The organism is Myceligenerans salitolerans (assembly GCF_017349295.1).
In the GTDB taxonomy this organism is placed as follows: Bacteria; Actinomycetota; Actinomycetes; order Actinomycetales; family Cellulomonadaceae; genus Myceligenerans; species Myceligenerans salitolerans.
Genome location: NZ_JAFMPK010000047.1, coordinates 924,282 through 936,506, shown reverse-complemented (window position 1 = coordinate 936,506; position 12,225 = coordinate 924,282). Strand labels below are relative to the sequence as shown.

11 protein-coding genes are annotated in these 12,225 nt (G+C 73.9%); 6 read left to right on the top strand and 5 right to left on the bottom strand.

Features of this window, described 5'->3' with window-relative positions; all coding sequences use genetic code 11:
• Positions 1-27: 27 nt before the first annotated feature.
• Positions 28-1,530 (bottom strand): leucyl aminopeptidase, encoded by a 1,503-nt coding sequence (locus J0911_RS17700; RefSeq protein ID WP_207276755.1) that lies wholly within the window; start codon positions 1,528-1,530, stop codon positions 28-30.
• A gap of 9 nt (positions 1,531-1,539) precedes the next feature.
• The gene (locus tag J0911_RS17695; protein ID WP_207276754.1) at positions 1,540-4,380 is read right to left on the bottom strand and encodes an AfsR/SARP family transcriptional regulator; all 2,841 of its coding nucleotides are present in this window, start codon (positions 4,378-4,380) and stop codon (positions 1,540-1,542) included.
• Positions 4,381-4,568: 188 nt separating this feature from the next.
• On the opposite strand from J0911_RS17695, the gene J0911_RS17690 reads away from it, so the two are divergent.
• Genes J0911_RS17690 through J0911_RS17675 form a run of 4 tightly spaced genes read left to right on the top strand, consistent with a single transcriptional unit; the run spans position 4,569 to position 6,740 of the window.
• Positions 4,569-4,928, top strand: coding sequence for a hypothetical protein (locus J0911_RS17690; RefSeq protein ID WP_207276753.1), 360 nt, complete (start codon positions 4,569-4,571; stop codon positions 4,926-4,928).
• Complete coding sequence (locus J0911_RS17685) at positions 4,913-5,425, top strand: hypothetical protein (protein ID WP_242636974.1); 513 nt, start codon at positions 4,913-4,915, stop codon at positions 5,423-5,425. Before J0911_RS17690 ends, J0911_RS17685 begins: the two co-directional genes overlap by 16 nt.
• Positions 5,422-6,525 carry a quinone-dependent dihydroorotate dehydrogenase gene (locus tag J0911_RS17680; RefSeq protein ID WP_207276752.1) on the top strand — a complete coding sequence of 368 codons (1,104 nt, stop codon included), beginning with the start codon at positions 5,422-5,424 and terminating at the stop codon, positions 6,523-6,525. The genes J0911_RS17685 and J0911_RS17680 overlap by 4 nt, the downstream gene beginning before the upstream one ends.
• Positions 6,522-6,740: a hypothetical protein gene (locus tag J0911_RS17675; RefSeq protein ID WP_207276751.1), complete on the top strand. Its 219-nt coding sequence runs from the start codon at positions 6,522-6,524 to the stop codon at positions 6,738-6,740. The genes J0911_RS17680 and J0911_RS17675 overlap by 4 nt, the downstream gene beginning before the upstream one ends.
• 19 nt (positions 6,741-6,759) lie before the next feature.
• Here J0911_RS17675 and J0911_RS17670 read toward each other — a convergent pair whose 3' ends face one another.
• On the bottom strand, positions 6,760-7,488 hold the full coding sequence (locus tag J0911_RS17670; protein ID WP_207276750.1) for a pyridoxamine 5'-phosphate oxidase family protein: 729 nt from the start codon (positions 7,486-7,488) through the stop codon (positions 6,760-6,762).
• Between the two features lie 145 nt (positions 7,489-7,633).
• Positions 7,634-8,299, bottom strand: a complete 666-nt coding sequence (yczE, locus tag J0911_RS17665) for a membrane protein YczE (RefSeq protein ID WP_242636771.1) — start codon at positions 8,297-8,299, stop codon at positions 7,634-7,636.
• A gap of 61 nt (positions 8,300-8,360) precedes the next feature.
• Here yczE and yczR point away from each other — a divergent pair, with 61 nt between their 5' ends.
• Positions 8,361-9,839: a MocR-like transcription factor YczR gene (yczR, locus tag J0911_RS17660; protein WP_207276749.1), complete on the top strand. Its 1,479-nt coding sequence runs from the start codon at positions 8,361-8,363 to the stop codon at positions 9,837-9,839.
• Between the two features lie 83 nt (positions 9,840-9,922).
• Here the strand turns inward: yczR and J0911_RS17655 are convergent, their stop codons facing one another.
• Positions 9,923-10,978, bottom strand: coding sequence for an LLM class flavin-dependent oxidoreductase (locus J0911_RS17655; RefSeq protein ID WP_207276748.1), 1,056 nt, complete (start codon positions 10,976-10,978; stop codon positions 9,923-9,925).
• Positions 10,979-11,077: 99 nt separating this feature from the next.
• Between J0911_RS17655 and J0911_RS17650 the strand changes: the two genes are divergently transcribed.
• The gene (locus J0911_RS17650; RefSeq protein ID WP_207276747.1) at positions 11,078-12,091 is read left to right on the top strand and encodes an aldo/keto reductase family protein; all 1,014 of its coding nucleotides are present in this window, start codon (positions 11,078-11,080) and stop codon (positions 12,089-12,091) included.
• The last annotated feature ends 134 nt before the right edge of the window (positions 12,092-12,225 follow it).

Genomic DNA, 12,225 nt, shown 5'->3' with positions numbered 1-12,225 from the left:
GACCGACCGCATCGTGGTTCGCGGGTTCTAGCTCGCCGCTCGGGTCTCCAGGTAGGTGAGGAGGGTGCGGACGCCTACGCCCGTGCCGCCCGGCGCCGTGTAGCCGTGCGCGCCCTTCTCGTTGAACGACGGCCCGGCGATGTCGAGGTGGGCCCACGGGGTGTCGCCCACGAAGGTGCGCAGGAACAGCCCGGCGTTGAGCATCCCGCCCCAGCGCGGCCCGGAGTTGGCCACGTCGGCGACCTTGGACGTGATGTTCGGCCGCAACTCGTCCGGCAGCGGCATCGGCCAGACCAGCTCGCCGGCCGCGTCGGCGGCCGCCTTGAGGTCGTCGCGCACCGACTCGGTGCCCATGACGCCGGCCGTGTACGGACCGAGCGCGACCATCTGGGCGCCGGTCAGGGTCGCGATGTCGACGATGACGTCGTGTCCGTCCTCGACGGCCGACGCCAGCCCGTCGGCCATGACGACCCGGCCCTCGGCGTCCGTGTTGAGGACCTCGACGGTCTTGCCGCCGTAGATCGTGATGACGTCGGACGGCCGCTGGGCCGTGCCGCTGGGCATGTTCTCCGCGAGGCAGAGGTAGGCGGTGACGGCGACCGGCAGGCCGAGCCGTGCCACGGCGACCATCGTGCCGAGTACCGCCGCGGCGCCGGCCATGTCGGACTTCATGGTCTCCATGCTGGCCGACGGCTTGAGCGAGATGCCCCCCGTGTCGAACGTGATGCCCTTGCCGACGAGCGCGACCTTCTCCGCGGACCTGGCTCCCTTGGCGGGCGTGTAGGACATCTTCACCAGGCGTGGTCCGCGCGAGGAGCCCTGTCCCACCGCGGTGAGGCCGCCGTAGCCGCCCGCCGCGAGCTGCTTGTCGTCCAGCACGGTGACCTTGAGGCCCTTGACGTCCTTGGCCGCGGCCTTCGCGGCGTCGGCGAACGTGGCCGGGTACAGCTCGTTCGGGGCGGCGTTGACCAGATCGCGCGTGGCGTGCACGGCGTCGGCGACGACGGCGGCCCGCTCGACGGCGGCCTTGGCCTTGGCCCCGCGCGCCAGGGTGGTGAGGACCTCGACGGAGGCGACCGGCTCCTTGGCCCCGTCGTCGTCGCTCGACCGGTACCGGTCGAACCGGTACGCCCCCAGCAGCGCGCCCTCCACGACGGCGGCCAGCTCGGCGTCGTTCGTCGCGGGCAGGGACAGGGCGGCCGAGGCGACCCCGGACAGTTCGCGGGTGGCGGCGCCCGCGGCCCGGCGCAGGATCTCGGGATCGAACGTGCCGTCCTGGGCGCGCTCGCCGAGGCCCGTCAGCACGAGGACGTCGGCCTTGAGCCGCGGCCCGGCGGGGACCTTGCGGACCTCGTCCCGCGCGCCGGTGATGCCGAGCTGCGGGGCGATGGCCTCGATCTCGGTCACCAGCTCGGCCGGGAGGTGGTCGGCGACGATCGCGACGCCGTCGGACGTCTTGGCCGTGGCGACGACGAGGGCGTCCGCGCGCACGGCGATCGGATTCTTGCTGGAGAGGGAAAGGTCGGTCACCCCGCGATGCTATCCCGGCGCACGACGGCGGTCGTGGCGGCGCCGGCGGGCGCCGTCGTGCCGGCCCTGCGGCGCCGCGGGACGGGACCGGTCGGCGGGTCCGGCCGGCGGGGTCGGACCGCCTGCGGACTCCCGGGCCGGCGCGTGGTCCTCCGTCTCCGCGCGACCGGCGAGGGCCCCGAGGGCCGTCCTGATGCCGGCGGCCTCAAGGGCATGGGCGGCGGCGACGCGGTGGTTGCCGAGGTCCGTCTCGGCCCGCGCCAGCCGGTCGAGCAGCTCGGCCGTGCGCAGCCGGTCACCCAGCTCACGGCTGAGGTCCAGGGCCCGGCCGTAGTGGTCCCGGGCCTCGGCGGGGCGGCCCGCGCCGCTGGCGAGGTCGCCCAGGCCGCGCAGCGCGAACCGGCGGCCTCCCAGGTCGCCGGCGCGTTCCTGGATGCGCAGGGCCCGCCGTATGAGGTCTGCCGCGTGCGTCGTGTTCCCCGCCTGGAGCTGGAGATCGCCGATGTTGTACAGGACGAGGCCGCGCGCGTGGTCGTTGCCGAGCGCCGTGAACAGCTCCAGCGCGCGCTCGTACCGGTCCAGCGCATCGGCGAACCGCCCCATCTTGTCGTAGACGACGCCCAGGTTGTTCAGGTTCCAGGCCATGCCGGGCGGATCCTCCGCCACGAGATGCAGGGCGTCCGCCTCCTCGTGAACGGCGACGGCCTCGTGGTGGCGGCCGAGGTCGCTGTAGGCGACGCCGAGACCGTTGAGCATGCGGGCGCTGCCCAGCGGGTCCTCGCAGGCACGGGCGGCCGTCAGGCCGAGGCGGTGCGTGGTCAGCCAGTCGTCCCAGTGCTTGCCCAGGTAGAAGTACGCCAGCAGGGACCCGGCGAGCCGCCAGGCGAGGTCCGGTGCGGCGTCGGCCGCGTACCGGACGACCGCGACCAGGTTCGGCCGCTCGACGTCGAACCACCGCAGGGCCGCGCCCCGGTCCGGGAACGCCGGGACCGCCGACGGGCGCGGACCGGCGAGCGCGATCGGTCCGAGCGCCGGGTCCACGAGACGGCGTGCGGCCACCGCCGTGTGCAGGTACCACCCGGACAGGCGGTGCAGGGCCGCCTCCCGCTCCGGGGCCGGCTCGTGCGCGAGGGCGAGCTCCCGCGCGTACTCCCGCATCAGGTCGTGCGGCGCGGGCCTGCCGGCCGGGCCCTGCTCGATCATGCCGGCGCGGACCAGCGAGCCGACCGCCCGCCGGGCCGTGGCGACGTCCGTACCGGCCAGTGCCGCCAGGGCGTTCGTACTCAGATCGTGGCCGGGATGCAGGCCGTACAGCCGGAACAGGCGCGCCGCCGCCGGATCGGCACGGGTGTACGACCAGGAGAAGACCGAGCGCACGGCGGTGTGCGGGTCGTCGAGGTCGAGGGTGTCCAGCCGGTTCTCCTCACCGAGCTCGGCCGCCAGCCGCGCGACGTCCATCCCGGGCCGGAAGGACAACTGCTCGGCCGCGATCCGCAGGGCCAGGGGCAGCCGCGCACACCGCTCCACGACCGTCGTGACGGCCTCCGGGTCGGCGGCCTGGCCGCCGGCCGTCTCCCGGAACAACGCGGCCGCCTCCCCGGCGGGCATCCGGTCGAGCTCCAGCCGTCGGGCCCCCTCCCGAACCGCCAGCCCGGTCAGCGCGTCCCGGCTGGTCACCAGGGTGAGGCTGGTCCGGCCGCCGGGAAGCAGGGGCCGGACCTGGTCGACGGACCGCGCGTTGTCGACCATGACGAGAACGCGGCGCCCGGCGAGCAGAGTGCGGAAGAGCGCGGCACGTTCCGCCGTCGTCGTCGGCACGTCGCCTCCCTCGACGCCCAGGGACCGCAGGAAACCGGCCAGCGCCTCGTGGGGCGAGACGGCGTCGTCCGGGCCGTATCCCCGAAGGTCGACATGGAGCTGGCCGTCGGGGAACCGTTCCCGGGCCCGGTGCGCCCAGCGGACCGCCAGCCACGTCTTCCCGACTCCGGCCGTGCCGCTGATCACCACCACGGCGGACCCTTCCGCGGAGTCCAGCTCGGAGAGCTCACGGCTGCGCCCCGTGAAGGCCTTCGCGTCGTGCGGCAGCTGCGCCGGGGTGAGGCGCCCGGTACCGCCCGGGCCCGGTGCCGGACGCTCCGTCTCGATCGGCTCACCGGCCAGCACCTGCCGTTCCAGGACGCGGAGCCGTTCCCCCGGCTCCACGCCGAGCTCGTCCACCAGCACGCGCCGGGTGCGGCGGTACACGGCCAGGGCCTCGGCCTGCCGGCCACTGCGGTACAGCGCGGTCATCAGCAGCTCCGCCGGCCGTTCCCGCAACGGATGCCGGGCGACGACGTCGGTGAGCTCGGCCACGGCGGCCGCGTGCCGGCCGCGCCGCAGCTCCGCGGCACAGCGCAGCTCCGTGGCGAACAGACGGCGTTCGGTCAGGCGCGCGGTCACCTCGGCGAGCGCCGGGCCGTCCAGGTCACCGAACGGCACGCCCCGCCACAGTGCCAGCGCGTCGTCGACCAGCTCGACACACCGCTCGGGGGCGTTCTCGGCCTCCCGGACCAGTGAGTCGAAACGTTCGGCGTCCAGCTCGCCCGGCAGCACCCGCAGGCGGTATCCGTCGCCCACGCGAGCCAGCCGGGCCGGGTCCCCGAGGACCTGCCGCAGGCGGTGCACGTGCAGGTGCAGGCGCTGGCCGGCGCGGTCGTGCGGTGCGCGCGGCCAGAGATGCTCACTCAGCTCGGACACCGGCACCGTCTCGTTGGCCCGGCTCAGCAGCACGGCCAGGAGCGTGCGCTGCATCCGTCCGCGCACGGCGACGTCGCCGACCTTGATCGATCCCAGCACCGCGAACTCGACCATGACGAATCCCCTCGGAAGGCGGCCGCGGACGACCGCGTGCCGCACGCGGCCGTCGCCGTGCCGATGGAGGCAAGGGCGTCCGACAGGCTACTTCGTGACGGCGCTGCGGTGCCGAGAACCGCCGCCGGCGCAAGCGGCGCCGTGGCGCGCGGTTTCATCGCGCTCCGTGGCGCCGGTAGTCTTCCACCGTGCTGTTACCCCTCCTGATCCTGCTGATCGCGCTCTGCGTGGCGCTCGGCGGATGGGCCGCCTGGTTCGTCGTCAAGGACCGGGCCGTCATCCTCAACCAGCTCTGGGGCGGGGCGGTCGTGGAGGGTGTGCTCATCGCACAGGCCATCACCGCGGCCATCCGCGGCGCGACCGGTGGGGGACCGTCGGATCCGCTCCTGTTCTGGGGCTACATGGCCACGGCGCTGGTGATCCTGCCGGTCGCCGCCGCCTGGGCGTTCGCGGAACGCACGAAGTGGTCGTCCGTGGTTCTCCTGGTCGCCGCCCTGACCGTGGCTTTCCTGGACTTCCGCCTGTGGCAGATCTGGACGGGCGCGTGAGCCGGCCCGGTGACGCGCAGCGGGGGTCCGGCCGCGCGGTCGCCGGTGCCCGGTCCACCGGAGCCGGCTTCGGGCGGGTGCTGGTCACCGTCTACGGTGTCCTGGCGTTCGCCGCGCTGGGCCGCTCGTCCTACGAGCTCGCCACGAAGTTCACCGAGGCGCCCGTGGCCTACTCCCTGTCGGCGCTGGCCGCTCTCGTGTACGTGGTGGCCACGGTGGCGCTCGCGCTCGGTGCCGCCCCCGTGTGGCGGCGGGTGGCGTGGGCCGCGGTGGGCGTCGAGGCGGTGGGCGTGCTCGCGGTCGGCTCGGCGTCGCTCGTGAGCCGGGACGTGTTCGGTGAGTCGACGGTATGGAGCCTGTACGGGCAGGGGTACGGTTATGTCCCGCTCGTCCTGCCCTTTGTGGGCCTGTGGTGGTTGTGGCGTACGCGCGGGCCCGCCGCGCACGGACCCCGGGGTTCGGACCCGGCGGACGGATCGGAGGAGACCACGGCATGAGCTTTCCGTACTCGTTGCTCTTCAACGCCGTCTTCAGGCGCATGGACCCTGAGCGGGCGCACGAGCTGGCGTTCCGCGGGATCGAGGTGCTCGGCAAGGTGCCGGTGGTGGCCGACGTCGTGCAGGGCGCTCTCGCTCCGTACCTCGGTCGCGGGATCGGCGGGCCGGGCAGCGTCCGCGTGTTCGGCCGCACCGTGCCCGCGCCGTTCGGTCTCGCGGGCGGGTTCGACAAGAACGGGCGGGCGGTCCGCGGTCTGACCGCCCTGGGGTTCGGCTTCGTCGAGATCGGCACGGTGACCGCGCACGGTCAGCCCGGCAACGAGCGCCCCCGGCTGTGGCGTGAGCTGGACCTGCGTGGCGTCCGCAACCGGATGGGGTTCAACAACGACGGTGCCGCCGCCGCGGCCGAGAGGCTGCGTGCCCTGCGGGGCACGAGGGCCGGCCGCGCGATCGTCGTCGGTGCCAACATCGGCAAGACCAAGCGGACCCGGCCCGACCTCGCCGCCGAGGACTACGCGCACTCCGCCCGGCTGCTCGCGCCGTGGGCCGACTACCTGGTGGTCAACGTGTCCTCGCCGAACACGCCAGGCCTGCGCGATCTGCAGGCCACGGAGTCGCTGCGGCCCATCCTGACCGCGGTGCGCGAGGCGGCGGACGAGGCCACGGCCGCCCTGTCCGCCCGCGGCGGCCGGGCCGGTCAGCGCCGGGTCCCGCTCCTGGTGAAGATCGCCCCGGACCTGGCCGACGACGACATCGAGGCGGTCGCCGACCTCGCCCTGGAACTCGGGCTCGACGGCGTCGTGGCGGTGAACACCACCGTCGGCCACGACCGGGGCCCGGGCGGCCTGTCCGGCCCGATCCTGCGGTCCCGCGGCGTGGAGGTGGTGATGCGCCTGCGCAAGCGGCTCGGCCAGGGGCCGGTCATCATCGGCGTCGGCGGCATCACGTCGGCCGACGACGTCCGCGCCTACCTGCACGCCGGCGCCGACCTGACCCAGGGGTACACGTCGTTCGTCTACGAGGGCCCGTTCTGGGCGTCGCGGATCAACCGCGCCCTGACCCGTTCGGCCGGTTCGGTCGGCAGCGGGAGGCAGGGATGACCACGCCCATCCGCCCGCGCTGGGAGTGGGCGCTGCACGACGACGAGGGCGAGCTTCTCCCCGAGCCGGTCACGCCGGTCTTCACGAGCAGGTTCGACGCGGAGCAGTGGCTGGGCGAGCACTGGCGGTCCCTGGCCGGGGCCGGTGTGTCGGCGGCTCGGCTCCACCACGCCGGGGAGCCGGTCGGGTCCCGCGTGGACTTCCTCCTGCCCTGACCGTGGCCGGGGGCGCGCGTCATGCGTCGCCCGAGAGCCGGGCGAGGTCGGCGTGGCGGGTGGAGGCGCGAGCCGTCAGGCGGGCGGCCAGCGTCGTGACGGAGGGCGGGACCGGGGTCGTCTCGGCGGTCGACGGATCGGTGACGGGTTCACCCGGGTGGAGCGACAGGGGGAGGACCCCGGACCACACGGTGCGGTCGCCGTCGCCCGGATCCTCCCCGGTCCCCGCGAACCGGACCTTGACGCTCGCGCGGTCCAACGGCACGCGCAGCACCTGCGTGGCCATGCGTTCCCTGCGCGTCGTCTCCCGGACCTCGGCCCGGCGGCCCGGCATCAGGTGGTCGCCCACGATCCGCAGGGCGTCGGCGTGGCGGTCGGCGGGCACGGGCGTCGCCAGGCCGAAGATCATCGCACTGCGGTAGTTGGCCGAGCTGTCGAACAGCGAGGTGGCGTACACCAGTCCGTCGATGTGGGTGACCGCCACCGACACCGGTACGCCGTCGTCGCCGGCGTCGAGGAACAGGCCGCCGCCCGTCGAGCCGTGCAGCAGGAGCTCGGGCCCTCGGCCCAGGTCGCCGACCCCGTACAGGAACGGGAGCACGACGGGCAGCCCGTCGCGCACGACGGCGACATGCGCGAACATTCCCTCGGCGAGGATCTCGCGGAGCACGGCGGGGTCGTGTTCCTGCCGCTGCCGCAGCCGGCGCACGGCCAGCGAGGGTGCGTCGTTCCGGGTCGTGTGTGTCATGCCCTGGACGTTATCGACCGGGCGGCCCGTCCAGCGGTCCGGTTCCGTCCTGATCGCTCAGACCGGTCGTGACCACGGAGCCCGGGACGAAGCGCGTTCCGATCAGCGGGTCGGCCGGCGCGACGCCGCCGGACGCGGCGCGGCCTCAGCCGACGAGCCCGCGCGGCGCCAGCCACTTCCACGAGGACCACTGCACCACCGGTCCGATGGCCAGGGCGAACAGCACCGTCGACCAGCCGAAGGTGCCGCCGAGCAGGACGCCCGTGACGACCACGACGGTCTCGATCGCCGTCCGGATCCGCCAGACCGGCCAGCCCGTGCGCGCCACGAGTCCGGTCATCAGCCCGTCGCGCGTGCCCGGACCGAGCCGCACGCCGATGTAGGCGGCCGTCGCGATGCCGTTGAGCACGATCCCGGTCAGTGCCAGCGGTACGGCGGCCAGGAGGCCGGGGTCGGGCGCGACGCGCTCCAGGAGCGCCAGCGACGGGTCGATCGCCAGGGCGATGATCAGGGCGTTCGCGACCGTGCCGATCCCGGGCCTCTGGCGCAGCGGGATCCAGCAGAGGAGTACCACCAGGCTCGTGGCGAGCACGACCCACCCGAACGACAGCCCGGTGGTCCGCACCACCCCTTCGTGCAGGACGTCCCAGGGGGTGTTGCCCTGTCCGGAGTGGATGACCATCGCCATCGAGAAGGTGAACAGCAGCAGCCCGAGCACGAGCTGCGTGGCACGCCGGACCGGTCCGAAGGCGGGCGCGGACCCGCCGCTCGTGCCGCGTGGTGGTCCGGCGACGGTGGTTCGTTCTGTCATGGGCACCAGCGTCCGCCAGATTGGCCTTGTCCTCCATATCCAATGGAGGGAGAGTGGCCCCATGACGATCGCCCCGACCGCACACCGGCACCTCTCCCCGGCGGCCACGGCGCGCCTGCTCGGCACCTGGCACGCGGGCGGGCCCGCGTACGCGGCCCTGGCCGACGCCCTGCGGGCCGCGATCCTCGCCGGAACCATCGCGCCGTTGACCCGTCTGCCGTCCGAACGCGAGCTCGCCCCGGTGCTCGGCGTCTCGCGGACGACGACGGCGGCCGCGTACCGGCGGCTTCGTGACCTCGGCTTCGCCATCAGCCGCGTCGGGTCCGGCACGGTGGCGTTGCTGCCACGGTTCGCCGAGACCCCTGCCGGCGGTGACGTCGCCGTGCCCGACGCGGCGGCGGCCCTCGGCGACCCGCTCCGCCGGAACGCAGCCGCGGGCCCCGCCGCGCCGCCCGGCGCCCGGCGCCCCCTACTGCTCAACCAGGCGACCGCACCGGCCGCGCCGGAGGTGGGACCGGCCTTCGAGCGAGCCCTCGCCGCTCTGCCCGAGCACCTCGCGCACGGCGGTTACGCGCCGTACGGCATCGCGCCGCTCCGGGAGGCGGTGGCGGAGCGTTACCGGGCGCGGGGGGTCCCGACCACACCCGACCAGGTGCTCGTGACGACGGGTGCGCAGAACGCGATCTCCCTCGCCGTGCGGACCGTGCTGCGGCGGACCGAGACCGCCGTCGTCCAGTCACCGACCTACTTCCACGCGCTCGACACGCTGCGCGAGATCGGGGCACGCACGGTCGGTGTGCCCGCGGGGCACGACGGCCTCGACGTGGACCTCCTGGAGTCGACGGTGCGGCGCACCCGGGCGCGACTGGTGTTTCTCATCCCCGACCACCACAACCCCACGGGAACGTCCCTGACTCCCGTGGAACGGGCAGCGGTCCGGGAACTCGCCGAACGCACCGGCGTGACGGTGCTCGCCGACGAGACGCTGACGGACCTGGCGCTGTCCGGCCCGCCCGACACGAACCCGCCGTTCGACGGTGACGGGTCCTCGCCCCACCTGATCACCGTGGGATCGACGTCGAAGACGTTCTGGGGCGGCCTGCGCATCGGCTGGATCCGTGCTCACCCGGACGTCGTCGCACGGCTGGTGCGCACCCGGCAGAGCACGGACATCGCGACGGCCGTGATGGAGCAGCTCGTCGCCGCGGACCTCATCGCACGTCGCGACGAGATCCTGCCCGGACGCCTCGACTGGTTCCGTCAGCGCCGGGACTCGCTCGTGGCGGCGCTGCGCGACGCCCTGCCCTGGGACGTGCCGGTGCCCGACGGCGGCCAGTTCGTCTGGGCCCGGCTCGGCCGGCCGGTGGCGCACGCCTTCGCGGCGGCCGCGGCGGCGGAAGGCGTCATGGTCAACTCCGGCCCGACGTTCACCCCGGACGGGTCCTCCCGCGACCGGGTCCGCCTGACCTTTCCCCACACCGCGGACGCCCTCGAGGAAGCGGTCCCGCGCCTGGTGCGCGCCTGGGCCCGGATTCGCTGAGGCGGGGGCCCGGCGACGTGGGCGCCGGCGCTGCGGGCGTCCGCGGGCGCGCCGTCGCGGGTGCGGGCGGGGCGGGCGCGCCGTCAGGCCGCGAGCGCCTCGGACAGGAGCTCCAGGGTGCGCGCCCGACCGGGGGTCGTGTCCAGCGGTTCGTCCTCCCGCGCTCCGGCGACCGGGACGACCATCACCTCGTCCACGTCGTGGAGGTCGGCGAGACGACGCAGTTCGTCCGCCGCCGTCGCGGCGTCGCCGATGAGCCAGCGCTCGGAGAGTCCTTCGATCGTGCGCCCCATGAGGTGGTCCGGGCGGTCGGCCAGGGCCTCCTCGACCGTCTCGACGGGACGCATCGCCCGGCCCGTGCGCATCCGTGCGATGGCGCGCAGCTGTGGCAGCGCGCGTTCGCGGGCCTCGTCGGCGGTGTCCGCGACGACGGCGTTGACCGTCAGGAAGGTGCGTGGGGCGGGATGCGCCGGGCTGGGCGCGTAGTTCTCCCGGTAGAGCCGCACGATCTGTTCCATGCCCTGACCGGCGAAGTGGTTCGCGAAGACGTAGGGGAGGCCGAGCTCTGCGGCGAGACGTGCCGAGTAGTCGCTGGACCCGAGCAGCCAGACGTCCGGCGATCCGGCGGCGGCCGGGGTCGCCCGCACGTCGTAGAGGGTCCCCGAGGTCAGGCGCAGACGCGCACCCTCGGGACCCATCATCGCCAGGATGTCCTTCACGTGCTGGGGGAACTGCTCCACCTCCGCCGTCGGGCCCGACGAGCGCAGCAGTGCCGACACCACCGGGTCGCTGCCGGGTGCCCGGCCGAGACCGAGGTCGATGCGGCCGGGGGCGAGCGCCTCGAGCGCGGCGAACTGCTCGGCGACGACGAGCGGGGCATGGTTCGGCAGCATGACACCGCCGGATCCGACCCGGACGTGTGCCGTCCGTGCGGCCGCGGCCGCGATCATGACCGGCGGCGACGACGCCGCCACACCCGGCATGTTGTGGTGCTCCGCGAACCAGTAGCGCGTCATGCCGAGCCTGTCGGCGAGCGCGACCAGATCGAGCGAGGCGGCGAGCGCCTGGGCGCTGGTCTGGCCGGTGCGGACCGGGACCAGGTCGAGAACGGACAGCTGCGGGGACGTGTGGGTGCTCATCGTCCAGGACAACCGGTCGTGCCGGAGGTGTGTTCCCTGGAGGCGAAACCAGGTCGATTCGATTCGAACCATGCCGTCCCGTGGTCATAGGGTGCAGTCATGGTCAACTACCGGTATCTCGGCAACAGCGGTCTCAAGATCACTGAGATCACGTACGGAAACTGGCTCACCCACGGTTCCCAGGTGGAGAACGACATCGCGACGCAGTGTGTGCGCGCGGCACTCGACGCCGGTATCTCCACGTTCGACACGGCCGACGTGTACGCCAACACGAAGGCGGAGCAGGTCCTCGGCGACGCGCTGAAGGGGGAGCGCCGCGAGTCCCTGGAGATCTTCACCAAGGTCTACTGGCCCACCGGGCCGGGCGGCCCCAACGACACGGGCCTGTCGCGCAAGCACATCATGGAGTCCATCAACGGGTCCCTCACCCGGCTCGGCACGGACTACGTGGACCTCTACCAGGCCCACCGGTACGACACGGAGACGCCGCTCGAGGAGACGATGCAGGCGTTCGCGGACATCGTCCGTCAGGGCAAGGCGCTGTACATCGGTGTCTCCGAGTGGACCGCGGACCAGATCCGTGCGGGCGCGGCGCTCGCGAAGGAACTGGGCTTCCAGCTCATCTCGTCGCAGCCGCAGTACTCGATGCTCTGGCGGGTCATCGAGGACGAGGTGATCCCGGCGTCCCGGGAGAACGGCATCTCGCAGATCGTCTGGTCGCCCATCGCGCAGGGCGTCCTGACCGGGAAGTACGTGCCCGGGCAGGCGCCGCCGGAGGGCTCGCGCGCGACGGACGAGAAGGGCGGGGCCAAGATGATCTCGCGCTTCATGAAGGACGACGTGCTGGCGGCCGTGCAGAACCTGAAGCCGGTCGCCGACGAGCTGGACCTGACGATGGCGCAGCTCGCCGTGGCGTGGGTGCTGCAGAACGACAACGTGGCTGCGGCGCTCGTGGGCGCCTCGCGACCGGAGCAGGTCGCGGAGAACGTCAAGGCGTCCGGCGTCGAGATCCCGGCCGAAGTGATGACGAAGATCGACGACGTGCTGGGCGGCGTCGTGGAGCGTGACCCGGGCCGCACGGCACAGGGCGCACCCCAGCAGCGGGTCGCCTGACGCGACCCGTGCCGGTGCCGCCCGGCGGCCGGTGCCGCCCGGCGGTCTCGGCGCCGGGAGCCCGACGGCGCAGGCCGGCCTGACGGCAGGCCGGCCGGGCCCGCGGAGTGACGAAGCGGCTGCCGACGGGAGAT

What these genes read in the sequence shown, in the direction of transcription:
- yczE (WP_242636771.1), bottom strand. Translation starts at nt 8,299, where the DNA reads ATGACAGAACGAACCACCGTCGCCGGACCACCACGCGGCACGAGCGGC.
- J0911_RS17675 (WP_207276751.1), top strand. Translation starts at nt 6,522, where the DNA reads ATGACCACGCCCATCCGCCCGCGCTGGGAGTGGGCGCTGCACGACGAC.
- J0911_RS17655 (WP_207276748.1), bottom strand. Translation starts at nt 10,978, where the DNA reads ATGAGCACCCACACGTCCCCGCAGCTGTCCGTTCTCGACCTGGTCCCG.
- J0911_RS17680 (WP_207276752.1), top strand. Translation starts at nt 5,422, where the DNA reads ATGAGCTTTCCGTACTCGTTGCTCTTCAACGCCGTCTTCAGGCGCATG.
- J0911_RS17670 (WP_207276750.1), bottom strand. Translation starts at nt 7,488, where the DNA reads ATGACACACACGACCCGGAACGACGCACCCTCGCTGGCCGTGCGCCGG.
- yczR (WP_207276749.1), top strand. Translation starts at nt 8,361, where the DNA reads ATGACGATCGCCCCGACCGCACACCGGCACCTCTCCCCGGCGGCCACG.
- J0911_RS17695 (WP_207276754.1), bottom strand. Translation starts at nt 4,380, where the DNA reads ATGGTCGAGTTCGCGGTGCTGGGATCGATCAAGGTCGGCGACGTCGCC.
- J0911_RS17650 (WP_207276747.1), top strand. Translation starts at nt 11,078, where the DNA reads ATGGTCAACTACCGGTATCTCGGCAACAGCGGTCTCAAGATCACTGAG.